At 66.3% G+C, this 18,787-nt stretch carries 21 protein-coding genes; 2 read left to right on the top strand and 19 right to left on the bottom strand.

Features of this window, described 5'->3' with window-relative positions:
- A partial coding sequence (locus LGY53_RS44500; RefSeq protein ID WP_374111277.1) for a hypothetical protein occupies positions 1–76 on the bottom strand: 76 nt, incomplete at its 3' end.
- A gap of 335 nt (positions 77–411) precedes the next feature.
- Positions 412–1,353, bottom strand: coding sequence for a triacylglycerol lipase (locus LGY53_RS34700; RefSeq protein WP_225730916.1), 942 nt, complete (start codon positions 1,351–1,353; stop codon positions 412–414).
- A 200-nt stretch (positions 1,354–1,553) separates the two neighbouring features.
- On the opposite strand from LGY53_RS34700, the gene LGY53_RS34695 reads away from it, so the two are divergent.
- Together LGY53_RS34695 and LGY53_RS34690 are read left to right on the top strand one after the other, a co-directional pair.
- The gene (locus tag LGY53_RS34695; RefSeq protein WP_225730915.1) at positions 1,554–2,078 is read left to right on the top strand and encodes a hypothetical protein; all 525 of its coding nucleotides are present in this window, start codon (positions 1,554–1,556) and stop codon (positions 2,076–2,078) included.
- Positions 2,079–2,081: 3 nt separating this feature from the next.
- Complete coding sequence (locus LGY53_RS34690; protein ID WP_225730914.1) at positions 2,082–3,248, top strand: DUF6545 domain-containing protein; 1,167 nt, start codon at positions 2,082–2,084, stop codon at positions 3,246–3,248.
- A 56-nt stretch (positions 3,249–3,304) separates the two neighbouring features.
- On the opposite strand, the gene LGY53_RS34685 is transcribed toward LGY53_RS34690, so the two are convergent.
- The 17 genes from LGY53_RS34685 to ftsH form a co-directional block, all read right to left on the bottom strand.
- Entirely contained in the window at positions 3,305–3,931 is a 627-nt protein-coding gene (locus LGY53_RS34685) for a DUF1772 domain-containing protein (RefSeq protein WP_225730913.1), read from the bottom strand.
- A 139-nt stretch (positions 3,932–4,070) separates the two neighbouring features.
- Complete coding sequence (locus LGY53_RS34680; RefSeq protein WP_225730912.1) at positions 4,071–4,694, bottom strand: FHA domain-containing protein; 624 nt, start codon at positions 4,692–4,694, stop codon at positions 4,071–4,073.
- Between the two features lie 229 nt (positions 4,695–4,923).
- Complete coding sequence (locus LGY53_RS34675) at positions 4,924–5,283, bottom strand: Lsr2 family protein (RefSeq protein WP_167471636.1); 360 nt, start codon at positions 5,281–5,283, stop codon at positions 4,924–4,926.
- A gap of 116 nt (positions 5,284–5,399) precedes the next feature.
- Positions 5,400–6,866, bottom strand: coding sequence for a lysine--tRNA ligase (lysS, locus tag LGY53_RS34670; RefSeq protein WP_225730921.1), 1,467 nt, complete (start codon positions 6,864–6,866; stop codon positions 5,400–5,402).
- Between the two features lie 235 nt (positions 6,867–7,101).
- Complete coding sequence (locus LGY53_RS34665; RefSeq protein WP_225730920.1) at positions 7,102–7,524, bottom strand: rhodanese-like domain-containing protein; 423 nt, start codon at positions 7,522–7,524, stop codon at positions 7,102–7,104.
- An 8-nt stretch (positions 7,525–7,532) separates the two neighbouring features.
- Positions 7,533–8,132, bottom strand: a complete 600-nt coding sequence (locus tag LGY53_RS34660; RefSeq protein ID WP_225730911.1) for a cysteine dioxygenase family protein — start codon at positions 8,130–8,132, stop codon at positions 7,533–7,535.
- Between the two features lie 220 nt (positions 8,133–8,352).
- Positions 8,353–9,150: a type III pantothenate kinase gene (locus tag LGY53_RS34655; RefSeq protein WP_225730910.1), complete on the bottom strand. Its 798-nt coding sequence runs from the start codon at positions 9,148–9,150 to the stop codon at positions 8,353–8,355.
- Between the two features lie 16 nt (positions 9,151–9,166).
- On the bottom strand, positions 9,167–9,586 hold the full coding sequence (gene panD, locus LGY53_RS34650; protein ID WP_167471634.1) for an aspartate 1-decarboxylase: 420 nt from the start codon (positions 9,584–9,586) through the stop codon (positions 9,167–9,169).
- A gap of 27 nt (positions 9,587–9,613) precedes the next feature.
- A complete protein-coding gene (gene panC / locus LGY53_RS34645; RefSeq protein WP_225730909.1) occupies positions 9,614–10,543 on the bottom strand; it encodes a pantoate--beta-alanine ligase in 930 nt (309 codons plus the stop codon).
- Positions 10,540–11,487 (bottom strand): Rossmann-like and DUF2520 domain-containing protein, encoded by a 948-nt coding sequence (locus tag LGY53_RS34640; protein WP_167471632.1) that lies wholly within the window; start codon positions 11,485–11,487, stop codon positions 10,540–10,542. Before LGY53_RS34640 ends, panC begins: the two co-directional genes overlap by 4 nt.
- 254 nt (positions 11,488–11,741) lie before the next feature.
- Positions 11,742–12,734: a DUF6779 domain-containing protein gene (locus tag LGY53_RS34635; protein ID WP_225730908.1), complete on the bottom strand. Its 993-nt coding sequence runs from the start codon at positions 12,732–12,734 to the stop codon at positions 11,742–11,744.
- A gap of 70 nt (positions 12,735–12,804) precedes the next feature.
- Complete coding sequence (locus LGY53_RS34630; protein WP_167471630.1) at positions 12,805–13,281, bottom strand: DUF3180 domain-containing protein; 477 nt, start codon at positions 13,279–13,281, stop codon at positions 12,805–12,807.
- Entirely contained in the window at positions 13,278–13,826 is a 549-nt protein-coding gene (gene folK, locus LGY53_RS34625; RefSeq protein ID WP_225730907.1) for a 2-amino-4-hydroxy-6-hydroxymethyldihydropteridine diphosphokinase, read from the bottom strand. The genes LGY53_RS34630 and folK overlap by 4 nt, the downstream gene beginning before the upstream one ends.
- 13 nt (positions 13,827–13,839) lie before the next feature.
- The gene (gene folB, locus LGY53_RS34620) at positions 13,840–14,223 is read right to left on the bottom strand and encodes a dihydroneopterin aldolase (RefSeq protein ID WP_167471628.1); all 384 of its coding nucleotides are present in this window, start codon (positions 14,221–14,223) and stop codon (positions 13,840–13,842) included.
- A gap of 112 nt (positions 14,224–14,335) precedes the next feature.
- Complete coding sequence (gene folP, locus LGY53_RS34615; protein ID WP_225730906.1) at positions 14,336–15,214, bottom strand: dihydropteroate synthase; 879 nt, start codon at positions 15,212–15,214, stop codon at positions 14,336–14,338.
- Between the two features lie 11 nt (positions 15,215–15,225).
- Complete coding sequence (gene folE, locus LGY53_RS34610) at positions 15,226–15,873, bottom strand: GTP cyclohydrolase I FolE (protein WP_174867554.1); 648 nt, start codon at positions 15,871–15,873, stop codon at positions 15,226–15,228.
- Between the two features lie 137 nt (positions 15,874–16,010).
- Positions 16,011–18,410 carry an ATP-dependent zinc metalloprotease FtsH gene (gene ftsH / locus LGY53_RS34605; RefSeq protein WP_225730905.1) on the bottom strand — a complete coding sequence of 800 codons (2,400 nt, stop codon included), beginning with the start codon at positions 18,408–18,410 and terminating at the stop codon, positions 16,011–16,013.
- Positions 18,411–18,787: the final 377 nt, after the last annotated feature.

Below are 18,787 nucleotides of genomic sequence, written 5' to 3'. Positions count from 1 at the left end.
TGTGGTTGAGCATCCGGGCCTCTTCCTGGGCCAGGACAACGACACGCCTCGCGCGGTCGGTGAACCTCTCGAACATCGCTCCCTCACTCTCCTGCTCCGACATTCTGGCGGCCGACGCTTCAGTTCGACTGTTGCGTCAGCCTGCCATGAAGCCCGGGGGTTGCGGCCCCCTGCCTCCACTCTAGTTGGCAGGGGTTCTTGCCGCCTCCAGTCCACCCTATGTGTGACCAGCGACGGCACGGTCATTCACTCATAACGTGAGCGTTGCGGGATTCGTTTCCGATGCGTTTTTGCCTAGAGCGAACAGATTGAGTCGGGCTGTGTTCAATTGGCCGCGCTCCGCGCGGCTGTCCGCGGCCCCGGGGAGTCTCGCGTCCGAGAGGCGCTACTTCAGCTGTACGCGAAAGGTAGTCAGCCGGTGAACGGCGGGATGAACTCGCACGGCGCCTCCCTCGGATCGGAAGGATCCAGCGCGTTCAGGACGTACGCGGCGGCGCGTGGGCTGCCCGCTATGCCCGCATGTTCCGAATAGTCCTGGGCGCAGCCGTCTTGCACCACGATATCGGTGGTGTTGGGCGCGGGCACCAGCCCCGCGGTGTACGGGACGACGGCCTCGTCGTACACGGTGGCGATATTGGTGTAGGTGACCTCGGGCTGGTAGATGCCGTCGGAATTCAGCGCGGTCAGGAAGGCCGCGCCCCGGTACATCTCACCGCAGGCGCGGCAGAGCGAGGCCACCACGGCATCGAAGGCGGGTTCGGCGCCGAGGGCCTTGCTGAACTGCGCGATATCGCCGATGCCGGCGACGTCGGTGCCGAGCCACGGCGGTGCGAGCGCGACCATGCGGTCCACCTTGTCCGCGCCGCCGAGCCGCTTGATGTAGTAGTTGCTCACCACATTCCCCTGCGAATGCCCGACCAGGTCGACCCGCCGGGCGCCGGTCGCGGCCAGCACCCGGTCGACGAACGCCGCGAGTTCCGGTCCGCTCTCCTCGATGGGACGCATGCCGCCGATGGCGGATACCGGCCACGGCAGGTCGTACGCGCCGTAGGTGAGCGAGTAGACGCAATACCCCTCATCGGCGAGTAGGGGTACGTACACGCCCCAGTTCGTCTGGGCGCCGCCGCCGGTCCCGTGCACCAGCACCACCGGGTTCGGGTGCGCGGCGCTGGGGCGGCAACCCCAGTCGTTCGAACCGGGCAGCGAGCCATTGTGATTCAGCAGTTCGCCCGGTATTCCGGCGAAGAAGTTGTAGTCGACGGGATATCGCTCGGCCCGCGCGGCGCCCGCGGCGCCGATCCAGAGCAAGGCGAGCAGAGTGAATATCAGCGCGGAACCCGGCAATCGCCGCATATAACCCTCCCAGAAACTGTAACGCGTTTCAGAAACGTACCGCCGCGAGCGGCCCGCGGTACCGAAACCGGGGAGCTATTGGGAGACGCACAAAGGCCGGGTACCGTCCCCGGTATGTCCGCACGGTGCCCCAGGTGCCCGACGGGTCGCAACGAGTACCCGAAACCGCCGCACCCGCGTCTCGAAAGCGTTGGCCCGCAATGATCTTCCGACGCCGCAGCGACCCCGTCGCCGATCCGGTCCGGCGACTGGCCGAACGGCTCGACGTGCCACGCCCTTGGGATCGAACACAATTCCTCGATGGCGCGGCCGCGGCCATGGGCAAGCGGATCCGACTACGTCCGCTGCCCGCCGCGTACACCGCGAGCCTGCCGTGCGGGCTGGTCATCGAGCGTGCCGAGGATGTGATAATCGCCTACGACGCAACGAGTTCCGCGCACCACGCCGATCACATCATCCTGCACGAGGTCGGGCATCTGCTGCTCGGCCATCTCACGGACCCCGACCACCTCTCGGCGAATCGCCCCGCGACGCTCGGCACGACGCGGCCGCAGACCTTGGCGTCACTGTTTCCCGGCATCGATCCGGCGACCATCCGGCAGGTATTGCACCGCGGCGCATACGATACGACCGCCGAACGCCAGGCCGAGCTGTTCGCCTCGCTGATCATGTCGCGGGTCGACACCGCACCGGGCTCACCGCTGCGCCGAGTGCTGTTCGGCTGACGCATGCACTCGTCTTGGCCCACCGCGATTTCCGGGTCACTGATCGGCTGCTCGCTGCTGCTGTTGGCGCTGCGCCTGCGCTGGGCGGACCGGACGCGGCTCGATCGCTACGCCGACCTCGGCCTCGCCGGTCTCATCGTCGGCAGCGCATTGCGCGAGCCGACCTTTCAACGCTGGACCGGCGCGCTGATCGGCGGACGCCACGTAGCGAATCTGCTCTACCAACTGTCTTCCGCCGAAATGGCTTTGGTGGCGGGGCTGACGATACTAGCATTCAGTCAGGTGCTGGGGCAGGCGTATTCACCGCCGCTCGTATTCGGCGTCGCCGTGGCTTGTGGGGCGGCCGGACTGGCCTTCGGCACACGGATGGTCCCCGAAGGGGTTTCGCTCGCGGACGCGACCGGCTGGGCGGCATTCGGATACCGGCTGAGCATGCTGCCGATCGTGTTGTGGATGGATGTGATGCTGATCAGGATCGGTATCGCGGAGTGGCGCAGCCGAACCGACACACGTGAGCTCGTATTGGCAGGCAGTGCCATCGGATTCGTGGTGCTGCATTTCGCGGGCATCGTCGGCGCGGCCATCGCGGCCGCGTTCCAGATCGACGGCAGGCATATCGCCGTCGGACGATTACTGGTCCGCCTGGAGCGCGACACCGTGATCTATCAACTCGCATTGCTGACGACACTGCTGACGATTCCGGCGGCGCACCGGTTGACCGCACATCTAGGCCTCGACAACGCGTCGCGGCAGCGGCGGCGGCTGCTGCCGCTGTGGACGGCGCTCACCGCGGCCTGCCCGGAGGTCGTCTACGCCGGTCCGGCCGACCCGGGCGACAGCCGATACCTGTTGCACCGCACCGTCGTCGAGATCCGCGATTGCCTGCGGATCCTGTCCCGCTATGAAATATCCGACGCCGCAACGTCTTCCAGCACACCGGACCAGCCGCTGACCACCGCGATCCGGCTGGTGCACGCCTGCGCGGCGAAGGCGAGCGGCGCGCTGCAGAACGGGCGGGAATCGCGGCTTTCCACGGCGGACGACGTGACGGAGGAGATCGCGGAACTCACCGCCATCTCCCGGAATTGGGAACTCGCCCGCGCCATCGCGATGCCGGTGAAACCGCCCGAGGACGCGGGATCCGCGGCCCGGTCGGCGCATTCGGCCTGAAACGCCGAAGCGCCGCACCACCCGATCCGGTGGTGCGGCGAAGGCCGACGACATTCCTATGGCCGGTGCTGCGGCGAACTCTGCTGCGGCACACCATATTGCGGGCCGATCGGCGACGTGTAGTACTGCTGCGCACCGAACGCCGGTCCGGTGGTGACCGTCTGCGCCGCGACGCGGTCGGAGCGACCGTGTTGCACACCGGCCAGGAACAGCGCGCCGCACAACACCAGGAAGGCCAGTGTGTGCAGGATTGCACGCACGATATTCCAAGCCACCCAGGACGATTCGAAATCGGCGCGCACCTTGGCCAGATCGGCGATCTGGGCCGGATCCCCCGCCGCCATCAGCTGATCGTTGAGCGGGACGTTCAGACCGGAGGTGACGGCGAACGCGATCACGTTGAGCACCAAGGCGATTCCGATCACCACCAGGGTGGTGCGCTGCTCTCGACTCAGATGCAGCGCGGCGGCCAGTGCGGTGAAGCCGATGGTGCCGATGAAGCCGAGCATGAACCAGGGGTTGATGATCACCACGTTGATCTTCTGCATCACGTCGACGATCGTGCGATCGTCGGTGCGGCCGAGCGCGGGCATTACCGAGATGGCGTACGCGTAGAAGACACCGGCGATCAAGCCGGTGGCCAGGGTGGCCAAAACCAGTGCGGCGATTCGGGTTGCGGACATCGCGATTTCTCCTCCGGGAATCGAGCGGAGCGCGATCGCTCCGTTCACGATTCCAAGTTCATCGCGAACCACCCCGCCGCAACCATCGTCGAAACGCTCGACCGGCTAAGCGATCGTCCAATGTGCAGGGCGGCGGGTCTCAGAGGTCCCGATCCGAAATCAGACCGCTCTGCATGGCCAGTCCGGCCAACCGCACCCGCTTCTGATTCTGCGGCAGATCCTCCACCCCGAACTTGGTGAACAGCGCGCGCAAATGCGTCTTGATCGCGTCGACGCTCAGGAACAGTTCATCGGCGATCTGCTGATTCGAGGCGGGGGTGGCGAATCCGGCGCCGTGTTTGTATGGGCGGCACAGCGCGATGAGAACGGACCGTTGGGTTTCGGTCAATGAGCGCAGCGTCGGAATGGAACCGCTGGAAACCCGGGTGATGTCGTCGACGACGCCGCCGTAGTCGAGAAAATGCACCACCGAGGTGCCGACGCGAATACTGTCCCCCGCCATCAACCGTCGCCGGCCGGCCAGCCGCTCGCCGTTGACGAAAGTGCCGTTGCGAGACAGGCCGTCGTCGATGATCGTCCAGTGCGCACCGAGATATTCGAGCGCCGCATGCAACCGGGATACCTCGGCGTCCCACGGCATCGACAGATCCGCTTGCGGTGAGCGACCGATGGTGATGCGTTGCCGATCCGGCGAGAGCAGGAACTCCTGCTGCCGACCGGTGTCGTCCTTGAATCGCAACAGTGATCCGACGAATCCAGTCACAGCGCCGATACCTCGCCTCTCATCGGGGGCATGAGCGTCGGGCCGAGGAGGCGGCCCCCAGTGACCTTCGCACGGTATCCATGGTGCCGCTTCGGCGAACCACGAGCAAGATCGAGTAACGCGGAACCGTATGAATCGGTTCTTGATCTTGCTGCTATATCGAAGTTCTATCAAACAAACCGCCGCCCGGGCGTCGCACGAATAGCCCGAGCGGCGGTTAAAAAGAAAACTATCCCTTGGCGGCCTTGTTGTAGGCATCGGTGATGTCGGCGGAGATACGGCCCCGCGCGGACACCTTGTGCCCATTCCGGCGCGCCCACTCACGAATTGCCGCGCTTTGTTCACGATCGATCGAGACCCGGCTCTTCGGGCTCGTGGTCGCCCCCGCCGCAGCCTTCACCCGACGCCGGCCACTGACCCGACGCGCACTCGAAACCCACTGCTCCAGACCGTCACGCAACTTCGTAGCATTCGCCGACGACAGGTCGATCTCGTACGACACACCATCGATCGCAAACTCGATGGTCTCGTCCGCGATGGACTCACCGTCGACATCGTCGATCAGACTAACGGTGACCTTCTTTGCCATGAGATGAACGTCCTCTCGAAATCGTGCGACCCGCATACTAGGCCGATTACCCGAGGCAAGAATACCTCGAATTCCAGAAATTCCAAGACGCGGTTGGGAACAATGCGTTCGGATGGTCAGCGGGTGACCGGACGCACAATTGGGAACAGTATCGTTTCCCGGATTCCCAAACCCGTCAACGCCATCAACAACCGATCGATTCCCATACCCGTACCGGTTGTCGGTGGCATACCGTGCTCCATCGCGGCGAGGAAGTCCTCGTCGAGTCGCATGGCCTCGTCATCACCCTGCGCGGCCAACCGCGCCTGATCCATGAAACGTTCTCGTTGGATCACCGGATCCACCAACTCCGAATAGCCGGTTGCCAACTCGAAGCCGCGCACATACAGATCCCACTTCTCCGTGACACCCGGCTTGTTGCGGTGCTGTCTGGTGAGCGGTGATGTCTCGATCGGGAAGTCACGCACGAAAGTCGGTGCGTAGAGCTTGTCGCCGTACTGGTGTTCCCACAGTTCCTCGACCAGTTTGCCGTGGCCGTAGCCCTTACCATCGGGAATTTCCAGACCGACCCGATCGGCGAGCGCACGCAATTCCGCGACGGAAGTTTCCGGCGTGACCGAGACACCCAGCGCATCGGACAGCGACGGGTACATCTCAACCGTCGTCCACTCACCGCGCAGGTCGTATTCCGTACCGTCGGCGAGCGTCACCACCTGCGTTCCGAACGCCTCCTGCGCGACCTCCTGGATCAATTCCCGGATCATCGTCGCGGAGGTGTCGTAGGTGCCGTAAGCCTCATACGTTTCCAACATCGCGAACTCGGGCGAATGCGTGGAGTCGGCGCCCTCGTTGCGGAAGTTCCTGTTGATCTCGAAGACCTTCTCCAGGCCGCCGACCACGCAGCGCTTCAGGAACAACTCCGGCGCGATACGCAGGTACAAATCCATATCCAGCGCATTGGAATGGGTGACGAAGGGCCTGGCCGCCGCGCCGCCGTGCAGCGTCTGCAGCATCGGCGTCTCCACCTCCAGGAATCCGCGGCGCTCCAGCGCATTGCGCAGCGCGCGCACGGCGGCAACCCTGGTACGCGCCATTTCCCGCGCCTCCGGGCGCACGATCAGGTCGACATAGCGCTGCCGTACCCGCGACTCCTCGTTCATCTCCTTGTGCGCGACCGGCAAGGGGCGCAACGACTTTGCCGACATGGACCAGGAATCGGCCATGACGCTCAATTCCCCGGTGCGCGACGAGATGACCTCACCGTGCACGAATACGAAGTCGCCCAGGTCCACATCGGACTTCCAGGCGGTAAGCGCATCGGCGCCGACACCGTTCAGGCTGATCATCGCCTGCAGCTTGGTGCCGTCGCCCTCCTGCAGCGTCGCGAAACACAACTTGCCGGTATTACGCATGAATATGACGCGTCCGACGACACCGACCTGTAGACCCGTCTGTGTGTCGGGCGCCAAGTCCGGATAGGCGGCGCGAATTTCGGCGAGCGTATGGGTACGCGGCACGACGACGGGGTATGCCTCACGTCCCTCGGTGAGCAGCCGCTCGCGCTTCTCCCGGCGAATCCGCATCTGCTCCGGAACATCGACTTCCGCGCTATCGCGGCCGGGCGAGTGGTCGTTGGAGGTGCTCACATCCAACAACCCTAGCGTGCACCGGAAATCGTTTTGCGAGCCGCCCGGCCAATCCGGATCAGTAACGAAAAGGTATCGGTTCCATAGCCGATTTACCCGTCACCGAAAGCAACGGAGAATCCGCACAACAATCGAAAGCGACTGTGCGCCTATGTATTTCGAGATGAAAGGATTACACCGCGGCGAGCGCCGCCGCCTGCGTCGCGAAGTGCGGCGCCCGAGTTCCGATACTCAACAGACCGGCCGCCTTCAACGCGTGGAAACCGCCGACCAGATCGGTCGCCCGATGCAATCCGAGTTGCTGCAGCGAGTACGCGGCAAGGCTGGAGGTATAGCCCTCCGAGCACACCACGATCCATTCCACTTCGTGATCGACAGCCAGCGCCAACCGCGCCGAACTAGCCGGATCGAGCCGCCATTCCAGCACATTCCGTTCGATCACCAGCGCACCGGGTAACGCACCCTCGCGCACCCGCTGCGCCTGCGGCCGGATGTCGACCAGAATCGCGCCGCGAGCAAGCGCCTTGGGCAATTCGAAGGCATAGATCCGGTTCAACCCGGATCGCGCGTTCTCGAGCATCTGGTCGATGGTCAGACGAGTCATCACATATCACCTTCGGGCTGGTCGGTGAGGACGGTTCGGGTGCGCCGCAGGGTCCCGTGGCCGGTGACCTCGTAATAGGACATCGCGGTGAGCGGTGGCGAATACGCGTGTACCGACAGCGTCGGTTCGAGCGGTCCGGCCGATTCGGCCGAAATAGCCGGTGCGCGCATAACATCGTGCACCCAGCCGATCGGGAACGAGGCCTGATCACCCGCGCCGAGCGTGCGCCTGCGCAGTTCGGAGCCGTTCCAACGGAATTCGGAAAGGGCGCCGCTGAGCACGGTGAGCGCGCCGAGCGAACCGGCGTGATCGTGCAATTCAGTCGACTTACCGGGCGTCCAGCTGATCAGCCAGACATCGACCTCGTCATCGGAAAGCAGCCGGGCCGCCCAGCGCTCATCGACGGGCCAGCCGCCGCCCGATGGAAGTAAATGGTCATAGCGCCCGGCCAGCACATCCTCGGCGCCCTCATCGGTCAATCGGAGCAGATCGGCCGGGCGCAACCGGGTCGGCAGCGCGGGCGCGACGGCCCGATCGACGGGTGGCTTCGCCAAATATTCGGTACGTGCCGAAGAAAGGGAAATAACAGAGGAGCGCATTCGCGAATCTCCAGGAGTTGTGTCAGCGGTCGAGGAAGATGGTCGGCCTCGAACGGTCGAGGCAGGTCAGCCTCGACAACACTCCTGGGTGCTCACGCGGAAATACACGTCGGCGAGTGTAGCAGTGAGTCGGAAGCGCGCAATAGCACCGAGTCCGGTGCGTTGACTCACGCCCACCCGTCGCCCGACCACCACCCCTCATCGAATCGCTGCGCGATGCTCATACCGAGGCCTTGCGCCGCTGATTGCGCTCATACACCAGGCGCAGCCCGGTGAGTGTGAGATGCGGCTCGTGATGATCGATGGTCTCCGATTCGGGCACGATCAACGGTGCCGTCGCACCCGTCGCGACCACCGCGACGTCCCTGCTCGCGAACGCGTCGAACTCGTCGCGAATCCGATCGATCAGCCCGTCCACCAGACCGGCGAAACCGAAAACCGCGCCGGACTGAATGCATTCCATACTGTTCTTACCCAGCACCGAACGCGGTCTCGCCAGTTCGGCCCGGCGTAGCGCGGTGCGCTCCACCAGTGCCTCGGTCGCGATCTCGACACCGGGCGCGATGATGCCGCCGAGGAATTCCCCTTTACCGGAAACCAGGTCGACGCAGATCGCGGTGCCGAAATCGACGACGATGGCGGGCGCGTTGTAGCGCTGGAAGGCGGCGAGACAGTTCACGATCCGGTCCGCGCCGACCTCCTTCGGATTGTCGACCAGCAGCGGAATTCCGGTGCGCACACCGGGCTCGACCAGCACATGCGGAACATGTCCCCAGTAGCGGGTCAGCATTTCCCGCAATTCACGCAGCACCGGCGGCACCGTGGCCAGTGCGGAAACGCCGATCACCTCGTCGAGCTGTTCGCCGACCAGACCGCGCACCTGCATGGCGAACTCGTCCGCGGTCAATAGCGGATTGGTGTGGATGCGCCAGTGCCGCACCAATTTCGAATGGGCGCCGCTACCGGAGAAAAGCCCCAGTTCGATGCTGGTGTTGCGGACGTCGATGGCCAGCAGCATGTCCCGACCTGCCCGATCAGGCGTTGGTCAGCGTGCGCGGCGAGGTGAGCCCGGAACCCTCGGGCGCGTGCGCCGGATCCGAACCCAACTCCACCTGACGGTTTCGCTCGTCGACGAATACCACCCGAGGCTGGTATTCGCGCAGTTCGGCCTCGTCCATCATGCCGTAGGCGATCAGGATGACCAGGTCGCCGGGGTGGACGAGATGGGCTGCGGCGCCGTTGATTCCGATCACGCCGGAACCGCGCTCGCCCGCGATGACATAGGTCTCCAGGCGGGCGCCGTTATCGATATCGACGATGCAGACCTGTTCGCCCTCCAGCAGATCGGCCGCGTCGAGCAGATCCTGGTCCACCGTCACCGAGCCGACGTAGTGCAGGTCCGCGTGGGTCACCGTGGCGCGGTGGATCTTCGACTTCATCATGGTGCGCAACATCGAGCTGTTGCCTTTCTCTGAGGCGCTCTACCGCTGGGTGGAGGCGAGCCGGGCGTTGGGATCGGGATGGCCGTCGAGTTCGACGCCGAGGGTTACCGCCGTGTTGTCGATCAGCCGGGTCGAGCCGACCCTGGCCGCGACGAGCAGCCGCGCGTTACCGCTCGCGGGCGCCGGACCGAGGGTGGAGGAACGCAATTCGAGGTAGTCGACGGCGACGCCATCGGCCGCGTCGAGCACCGTGCGGGCCGCCGCGAGCGCCGCGGCGGCGCCGTGTCCGGCCGCATGACGGCCCGCGGCCAGCGCCGCGGAAAGGGCCAGCGCCGATTCCCGTTGCGCCGCATCGAGATAGCGGTTGCGCGAGGACATGGCCAGACCGTCCGCCTCGCGCACCGTCGCCACCGGGACGATCGTCACGTCGAAATCGAGATCGCGCACCAGCTGGCGGATCAGCGTGAGCTGCTGGTAGTCCTTCTCGCCGAAGAATGCCTCGGTCGGCCGCACGATCTGCAGCAGTTTGGCGACCACGGTCAGCATGCCGGCGAAATGCGTTGGGCGGCTTGCCCCTTCGAGCTCGGCACCGAGCGGGCCCGGCTGTACCGTGGTGCGCGGGCCGTCGGGGTACATATCGGTGGCGCTCGGCGCGAAGACCAGTTCGACGCCCTCCGCACGCAGCAGTTCCACATCGGCGTCCAGGGTGCGCGGGTATTTGTCCAGATCCTCGTTCGCACCGAATTGCAAGGGGTTCACGAAGATCGAGACGATCACCGTCTGGTTGGTGCGCTTGGCGCGGCGCACCAGCTCGAGATGTCCCTCGTGCAGCGCGCCCATCGTCGGCACCAGGGCGACCGTGCGGCCGACACCGCGCAGCGATTTCGAGATGGCGGCGACCACCGACGGGTCGTGCTGCACGGTCAACTGGCCGGGGCGGAAGGCGCCACGCAGTTTCGGATCGATCATTGGCGTCCCTCCAGCAAATCAATGAGAGCAGGGTTGGTTTCGGCCAGTTCGGCCGTGCGCAGCGAGAGCGCGCGGTAGCCCGCGGCCAGTCGGGGGTCGACGGATTCGAGCGCATCCAGGTGCGCCGCAACGGCTTCCACATCGCCGCGGGCCACCGGACCGGTCAGCGCGGCCTGTCCGCGACGCAGCGCGTTGTCCAGCGCCGCTGAGGCCAGCGGCGCCAGCAAACGCTCGGCCAAGCCGTTCGGCTGATCGTCCACCAGCTGTTGGCCGAGCAATCCGGGACCGGACAGCGCGACCCGCAGCGCGGCGACCGCGTCGACGATCAGGGTGACGAGATGGTTGCTGCCGTGCGCGAGCGCGGCGTGGTAGAGCGTGCGCTGCTCCTCCGGCACCCGCACCGGCTCGCCACCCATCTCGATCACCAGCGATTGGGCGATGGCGTAACCGATCTCACTGCCCGCCGTAATGCCGAAACACGCGTTGCCGAGCCGGGACAGATCCTCGTCGTGCCCGGTGAACGTCATCGCGGGATGAATGGCCAGCGGCAGTGCGCCGCGCTCGGTGAGCGGGGCGAGCACGGCAATACCGTTCGCGCCGGACGTATGCGCGACGATCGTGCCCGAACGCACCACGCCCGCGCTCGCCAAACCGCGCACCAACCCGGCCAATTCGGCATCCGGCACCGCGAGCAGCAGCAGTTCGCTGCGCGCCGCCACCTCCTCGACCGGCAGGATCTTCGAATCCGGCAGCCGGGTAGCGGCCCGCCGCACCGAGGCATCGGAGATCGCGGACACACCGAACACCACATGTCCGGCGCGCTCCAGCGCGGCGCCGAGCGCCGAGCCGACACGTCCCGCCGAGACGATTCCCACCGTCAGGCGTGCGGGCGCGGGGTCGTAGCCGCCGTCGTCATCGGAAGAAGTCGCACTTCTAGAGGTCAACGCTGTCCTCTCGTCGCGGTATGAGCGTCAGGCCCGGAGGCGGCAGCGCAGCGTAACCACGCAGGGTTAGTGAATACCGCAAATCGAACACCATGTTCCAGTCCCGCCATGCGGGTACCAGACGTACCTACCGAGGATATCGGCCCGGCATTTGTCGATGCCATGCGCTCGCTACGTGATTTGCGGCTCACATCCGCGCCACGCTCGGCCGATCAAGGCGATGTCAGCAGGGGCACAACGGGCCGCGTTGCGAATCAGACAGTGCGGTTGCGCTCTTCGGATTGCAGGTTGGCCATGATTTCGGCGACGGAAAGGCGACGGGTCGAACTGTCGTCGGAGTCGATGTCGCGGCGGCGACGGCGCGAGCTCGCGGTGCCCATGGTCGGCGCGGAGGCGGCCGGGCGCGGCGGGGTGGCCGGTTGCCTGGGCCCGGCCGGAACGGGCTTCGGCTCGGGTAATTCGTCCTTGCCGACCTCGGTGAACGCATCGGCCCAGCCGGACGGGCCGGTCAGCGGTTCGATGAATCCGGAGTCGTCGATATCGGCGTCGGTGATCTGCGCATCGGTGATATTCGCGGCGGCGATATGGATATCGGCCGGGTTGACGGCGGCGGTCTCCGCGGTGATCGGCTCGTCGAATGGGCTGGCGAAAACCGGCGGCTCCGGATGACTCGGCTCGAATACCGGCGTCGCGCTGCTGCGGGTTTGCTGCTGGTTTGAATCGGTCCAGATACCGGCATCCCCGGAGCTATTGTCACGCGGGCCGCCCGACGCGCTCGGCAGCTCCTGGATCCTGGTCGAATCGGCGCGCACGGCCAGCCGTTCCTCGGGCAGGTCACCGTCGAACAACCGCTGCAGGCTCTGTCTGAGCACCGTCAATTCGGCTCTGAGCGCGGCGAGTTCGGAGGCGTCGGCCCCGACCTCGGCGCGTACCCGCGCCTCGACGCCGAGCTCGTATTCGCGGCGCGCGGTCACCTCCCGCTCCAGCTGTAGTTCGTACACGGTCTGCAGGTCGCGCACCTTCGCCTTGTCGACCGTCGCGTCCTTGCGATACTTCGTCGCCGCCAGTGCGCCGATCGCGGCGGCCCACAGCGCGGCGACCAGACCGACCCGGACGAACTGCAAACTGTTGCTGAAGACCAGGAAAACGCTGGCAACCAGACCGAGCAGAATCAGCCCGCCGATGACGAATTTTCCCGCGTCCTCCCGCCGTCGACGGGAAGTGCTGCTACGGGAGGGTGAAACCATGGACGCCAGGGTAGCTTGGATGTCCGTCCGCGCCCAGAACCCCGTTCGGTGATTCGATCGGTGAAAGTTGCTATGTGGTAGCTGGATTATCCGTCGGATCCTCGGGAGCCCGACAGCAATACTCCAACCACAGCGCGGCAGCAACCAAGACCACCCCGGCCAGCATCCCGACGATCGCGCCGGGCGCATCGGCGCCCGCCGCACGCAACGTATCCCGCTGCGGGAACACCCAACACAGGAACCCGAGCCACACGCCCGCGGCCAGCGAACCGACCTGCGCGGAGGCCTTGGCCAGCGCCACCGCCCGCGCCGCGGTGATCGGATGCAGTTGATGCGGGCCGTCGCCGATCCGATGCTCGTTGACCCTGGCCCGGATCACGAAGGCGAGCACCGTTTCGATGATGGCCACCGGATACAGCGAGGCCCCGGCGTAAATGGAGATCGGCGGGAAGTTCGAATAGGCGAGCCGGGTGCCGATCCACGCGATCACCGCGGCGACGAACACATTCGCGACAAGATCGAAGATCCGGGTCGGGCGTAGCTTCACGATGCCGAATCCTTCTGTCCCACCGGCGAAGTCGCGGTCAAGCTCAGCTCGGTCGGCCGCACGCCCGCGCGCTCGGCCGGGTCGAGATCCGCGAGCCACTCGCGCACCGGCCGGACCAGGCCGCCGACCGGCAATACCGCGTCGGGCTCCACATCGAGCCATGGAATAAGCACGAAGGCGCGATTGTGCGCCTGCGGATGCGGCAGGGTCAGCTCCGGATCGGCGCTTTCCACGACGGCGGCGCCGTCACCGCACCACACCACGTCGACATCGAGCGTCCTTGCGCCCCAACGCACCTCACGCACCCGGTGGGCCGCCCGCTCCAACTCCTGGCCGCGGCGCAGCCAATCGAAACAGTCCGCGGCCGGATCGTCCACCAGCACAACGGCATTCAGGTAGTCGTCCTGTTCGACCCCGCCCCACGGCGCGGTCGAGTACACCGGCGACACCGCGACCACCCGCGCGCCGAATCCGGTGACGACACCGCGCAGATGCGCCAACCGATCGCCCAGATTCGAGCCGATCGACAGTACGGCGCGCGTCACGCCGACTCCCGGATCATTCCGCCTCCCGGCGCTGCCGGGTGGTGACGACGCGAACATCGTCGAACGGATGCGGGATCGGCGCATGCGGCTTGTGCAGCACCACCTCGACGAATTCGATCCGCGGATCCGTCATCACCTCGTCGGCGATCTCGGAGACCACCTTCTCGATGAGGTTGCGCGGCGGGCCCTGGATGATCGCGACCACCCGCTCGGCCAGCGCGCCGTAATCGACGGTGGTCGCCAGATCGTCGGATGCCGCGGCCGCGGCGAAATCCACCCACAGGTTCAAGTCGACGACGAACTCCTGCCCGTCGCGGCGCTCGTGCTCGAAGCAGCCATGGTGGCCGAAGGCGCGCAGCCCGCGCAGCTGGATCTGATCGACACCCCGCTCGATCATCGGATCACTCTGTGCCACAACAACTCCGGATCCGGTCATGCTGTTACCTTTTTTGCATGCCTGAGGGGCCCTCCGTGGTTACGCAGGCTGCCTCCTCCGGGCCCTGACTCGGTCATGCGATGGCCTCTCGGGTTCTCGGCCCGGCGGCGCGCTGCCAGGCATCGGTGACGGCGATGGCGTCGAGCGAGGCGCGCACATCGTGCACGCGCACACCCCATGCGCCGTGCAGGGCGGCCAACGCGGAGATGGTCGCGGTGGCGGTTTCCCTGCCGTCGGGTGGGCGGGGACCCGATTCGTCGGCGAGCAGCGTGCCGAGGAACCGTTTGCGCGAGGCGCCGATCAGGATCGGCAGGCCGCCCGCGACGAATTCGGGCAGCGCGGCCAGCAGTGCCCAATTGTGTTCGGCGTTCTTGGCGAAGCCGAGGCCGGGGTCCAGGATCAGCCGCGACGGGTCGACACCCGCGGCGACGGCCTTGTTGACCTGCGCGCCCAGCTCGGCACGCACCTCGGCGACCACATCGTCGTAGTGGTCGGCCGGACCGGTGTGCCGATAGTCGGCGCCCGCCCGCCAATGCATGAGGATCCACGGAACATCCGCGGCCGCAACGACTTTCACCATATCGGGATCGGCGCGACCACCGGAGACGTCGTTCACCGCCGATACACCCGCCGCGAGCGCCGCCTCGGCGACCCCGGCCCGCATGGTGTCGACGCTGGTCGGCACGCCCGCGGCGACCAGCCCGGCGATCACCGGCGCCACCCGCGCCGCCTCGGTCTCCGGATCGATCCGGACCGCGCCGGGCCGGGTCGACTCGCCGCCGACATCGATGATGTCGGCGCCCGCGCGGTAGAGCTCGACCCCGTGCGCGATGGCGAGCTCGGTGTCGAGGTATTTGCCGCCGTCGGAAAACGAATCGCTGGTGACGTTCACGACGCCCATGACCACGCAGGAACGACCACCGCGCGGGGCGACGCTCCCGGGTCTGGTCATCGGACCATCACTCACTTCCGCAGAATCAGGTCGAGCGCCTCGGCGCGGGATACGGCGCTGGACTGCAGCAGACCGCGCACCGCCGAGGTGGTGGTGCTCGCGCCCGGCTTGCGGATTCCGCGCATCGCCATGCACAGGTGCTCGGCCTCGATCACCACGATCGCGCCGCGCGGATCCAGCTTGCGCATAACGGCATCCGCGATCTGACTGGTCAGCCGCTCCTGCACCTGTGGGCGCTTGGCGTACAGGTCGACCAATCGGGCCAGCTTGGACAGTCCGGTCACCCGGCCGTGTTTGCCCGGAATGTAGCCGACGTGCGCGACGCCGTGGAAGGCGACGAGGTGATGCTCGCAGGTGGAGTACATCGGAATATCGCGCACCAGCACCAATTCCTGATGCCCCTCGTCGAAGGTGGTGTTCAGCACCGTATCCGGCTCGATGTAGAGCCCGGCGAACATCTCGCGATAGGCGCGCGCCACCCGGGCCGGGGTCTCGAGCAGACCGGGGCGATCGGGATCCTCACCGACCGCGATCAGCAATTCCCGAATCGCGGCCTCGGCCCGAGCCTGATCGAACGGCCTACCGGTATGCAGCGCAACGGTTTCCGCCCGAACGGTGCCGGGCAAACCCTTTCCTTCGGCGCTGCCCGCCCCGTTCAGCGCCGGATCGCTGACGTATTTGTTGGCCGACAATCGAGGACACCTCCAAAATCCCGGGTGCCGGGCAATTTCTCGGCACCCCGATGGTCGAGCCTAATCGCCGCCGGGACCCGGCTGGGCGTCAGGCCGCCATCGGCTCAGCGACGACCGTTCGGTCCATCCCAGTCGTGGTTGTCGGGCTCGCCGCCGTGACCGGGCTCGTCGTAGCCGCCGTGGTCGTAACCGCCGTTGTTGTCACCGCCCTGCGGAGGCTGACCCCACGGCTGCTGTGGATAGCCGTGCCGCGGTTGCTGCGGCTGCGACCAGCCGCCGTAACCGGGCTGACCGGTGGGCTGCTGCGGTTCGTCGCGCGGCGGCCAGCCCGGTGCGGACCAGCCGGCCGGGGCGCCGTAATCCGGACGCGAACCGTGCCCACCCTGCCGCGGGTACGCCTGGGTCGGCGCGTTCGGCAGCGGGTAGCCGGTGGCCGGTGACGCGGGGTAGCCGCCGCCGTACTGCGGCTGCTGGTAGCCCGGGTTCGCCGGGTAACCGTTCTGCCCGGATTCCCGCTGTGCCGCAGCGGCGCCGGTCAGCGACTTCTGCACCGGCTCGGGCGGCCACACCTCGCCGCGCTCGGCGGCCAGTTCGCCCGGGGTCTTCACCGGCGGCTTATCCGAGGGCAACCGCTCGCCGAAATCGTTGAACGCGGTGATCCGCGGCCGCTTGTCGACCGAGGCCAGGATGTCCTCGAGATCCTTGCGGTGCAACGTCTCCCGCTCCAGCAGCGCGGTGGCCAGATCGTCGAGCACGTCACGGTATTCGTTGAGAATGGCCCATGCCTCGGTGTGCGCGGCCTCGATCAGGTTGCGCACCTCCTCATCGATCTCGCGGGCCACCTCGTGCGAGTAGTCCGACGCCTGGCCCATCGAGCGGCCGAGGAACGGATCGCCCTGGTCCTGGCCGTAGCGGACCGCGCCGAGGCGCGCGCTCATACCGTATTCGGTGACCATCGCGCGGGCGATCTTGGTGGCCTGATCGATATCCGATGACGCGCCGGTGGTCGGCTCGTGGAACACCAACTCCTCGGCCGCGCGGCCACCCATCGCCATGACCAGGCGGGCGATCATCTCCGAGCGGGTCATCAGGCCCTTGTCGTCCTCCGGCACCGTCATGGCGTGACCGCCGGTGCGGCCGCGGGCCAGGATGGTGACCTTGTAGACCGGCTCGATATCCGGCATCGCCCAGGCGGCCAGGGTGTGGCCGCCCTCGTGGTAGGCGGTGATCTTCTTCTCGTGCTCGCTGATGATCCGGCTCTTGCGGCGCGGGCCGCCGATCACCCGGTCGACCGATTCCTCCAGCGCCTCACCGGTGATCACCGCACCGTTTTCGCGGGCGGTGAGCAGTGCGGCCTCGTTGATGACGTTGGCCAGATCCGCGCCGGACATGCCGACGGTGCGCTTGGCCAGGCCGTCCAGGTCGGCCTCCGGCGAGATCGGCTTGCCCTGCGAATGCACCCGCAGGATGGCGCGGCGGCCGGCCAGGTCCGGATTGCCGACCGGGATCTGGCGGTCGAAGCGGCCGGGGCGCAGCAGCGCCGGGTCCAGGATGTCGGGGCGGTTGGTGGCGGCGATCAGGATGATGCCGGTGCGGTCGCCGAAGCCGTCCATCTCGACGAGCAGCTGGTTCAGCGTCTGTTCGCGCTCGTCGTGCCCGCCGCCGAGGCCGGCGCCGCGCTGGCGGCCGACCGCGTCGATCTCGTCGACGAAGATGATGCACGGGCTGTTCTGCTTCGCCTGCTCGAACAGGTCGCGCACCCGGGAGGCGCCGACACCGACGAACATCTCGACGAAGTCCGAACCCGAAATGGTGAAGAACGGCACACCGGCCTCACCCGCGACGGCCCGCGCCAGCAGCGTCTTACCGGTGCCGGGGGGACCGTAGAGCAGCACGCCCTTCGGGATCTTCGCGCCGAGCGCCTGATAGCGCACCGGATTCTGGAGGAAGTCCTTGATCTCGTAGAGCTCCTCGACGGCCTCGTCCGCGCCGGCGACATCGGCGAAGGTGGTCTTGGGCATGTCCTTGGACAGCTGTTTGGCCTTCGATTTGCCGAAGCCCATCATGCCGCCGCGGCCACCGCCCTGCATCCGCACCATCAGGAAGATGAACAGGCCGAGCAGCACCACCATCGGCAGCACGACCAGCAGCAGCTGGCTGAACCAGCTCTCCTGCTTGACCACGGTGTTGAAGGACGCGCCGGAGTTCTTCACGGCGTCGAAGACCTGACCCGCGGTCTGGCTGCCGCCCGGATACTTGGCGACGATCTTGGTCTGGCCGCCGGTCGCGTCGTTGCCGTTCTTCAGCTCGATGCGCAGCTGCTGTTCTTTGTCGTCGATCTGGACGTTCTTGACATTGGCCTTGTCGTTCAGCTGAGCCAACGCCACCGACGTGTCGACGTTCTTCCATCCGCGCGTGTCATTGCTGAAATAACTGAACGCAATGATCACGAGCACGATGCCCGCGATTATGGCCAGGGTGCGAAACACTGTCTTGCGGTTCATAGAGCGTCGGCCGAGCGGCCAGTCCTTTCCGGTGTCTCCGGTTCTTGCCTAAGCGATGCGTCTGGCGCGTCCGGTTCTCCAAGCCGGGGGTTCGGATGCGGACATGCCACGTTACCGCGTACGGTCTAGTCGATACATCGCGCAGTTCGACTGCTGGTGCAGTTAAAGAGGTAAACGACCCGAGAACGACGGTGGTTCCCGATGTCACGGGTCGGGTCTCCTCCAAGTGGTCACAATCATGGCATGTTCGGCCTATCGTGAGCGACGACACAACACCCGAGGCGCAAACGACCGGCCAGGAGGAAGTAGCGCAGGGTAACGATCGATGTAGCAGAAGACCGCGAACCAGGCAGGCGCACGGCGCGGATCGGGCAGGG

The sequence above is a fragment of the Nocardia sp. JCM 34519.1 genome (genome assembly GCF_020361265.1).
Lineage (GTDB): Bacteria > Actinomycetota > Actinomycetes > Mycobacteriales > Mycobacteriaceae > Nocardia > Nocardia arthritidis_A.
The sequence above is the reverse complement of the archived record's forward strand: the minus strand, read 5'-3'. Positions and strand labels throughout refer to the sequence as shown.

Excerpts from the sequence above, each read along its gene's own strand:
- folP (WP_225730906.1), bottom strand. The coding sequence starts at position 15,214 with ATGACCAGACCCGGGAGCGTCGCCCCGCGCGGTGGTCGTTCCTGCGTG.
- LGY53_RS34695 (WP_225730915.1), top strand. The coding sequence starts at position 1,554 with ATGATCTTCCGACGCCGCAGCGACCCCGTCGCCGATCCGGTCCGGCGA.
- LGY53_RS34700 (WP_225730916.1), bottom strand. The coding sequence starts at position 1,353 with ATGCGGCGATTGCCGGGTTCCGCGCTGATATTCACTCTGCTCGCCTTG.
- ftsH (WP_225730905.1), bottom strand. The coding sequence starts at position 18,410 with ATGAACCGCAAGACAGTGTTTCGCACCCTGGCCATAATCGCGGGCATC.
- panD (WP_167471634.1), bottom strand. The coding sequence starts at position 9,586 with ATGTTGCGCACCATGATGAAGTCGAAGATCCACCGCGCCACGGTGACC.
- LGY53_RS34685 (WP_225730913.1), bottom strand. The coding sequence starts at position 3,931 with ATGTCCGCAACCCGAATCGCCGCACTGGTTTTGGCCACCCTGGCCACC.
- LGY53_RS34655 (WP_225730910.1), bottom strand. The coding sequence starts at position 9,150 with ATGCTGCTGGCCATCGACGTCCGCAACACCAGCATCGAACTGGGGCTT.
- LGY53_RS34660 (WP_225730911.1), bottom strand. The coding sequence starts at position 8,132 with ATGCGCTCCTCTGTTATTTCCCTTTCTTCGGCACGTACCGAATATTTG.
- lysS (WP_225730921.1), bottom strand. The coding sequence starts at position 6,866 with ATGCGGATTCGCCGGGAGAAGCGCGAGCGGCTGCTCACCGAGGGACGT.
- LGY53_RS34675 (WP_167471636.1), bottom strand. The coding sequence starts at position 5,283 with ATGGCAAAGAAGGTCACCGTTAGTCTGATCGACGATGTCGACGGTGAG.
- folB (WP_167471628.1), bottom strand. The coding sequence starts at position 14,223 with ATGATCGAGCGGGGTGTCGATCAGATCCAGCTGCGCGGGCTGCGCGCC.
- LGY53_RS34635 (WP_225730908.1), bottom strand. The coding sequence starts at position 12,734 with ATGGTTTCACCCTCCCGTAGCAGCACTTCCCGTCGACGGCGGGAGGAC.
- panC (WP_225730909.1), bottom strand. The coding sequence starts at position 10,543 with ATGATCGATCCGAAACTGCGTGGCGCCTTCCGCCCCGGCCAGTTGACC.
- LGY53_RS34690 (WP_225730914.1), top strand. The coding sequence starts at position 2,082 with ATGCACTCGTCTTGGCCCACCGCGATTTCCGGGTCACTGATCGGCTGC.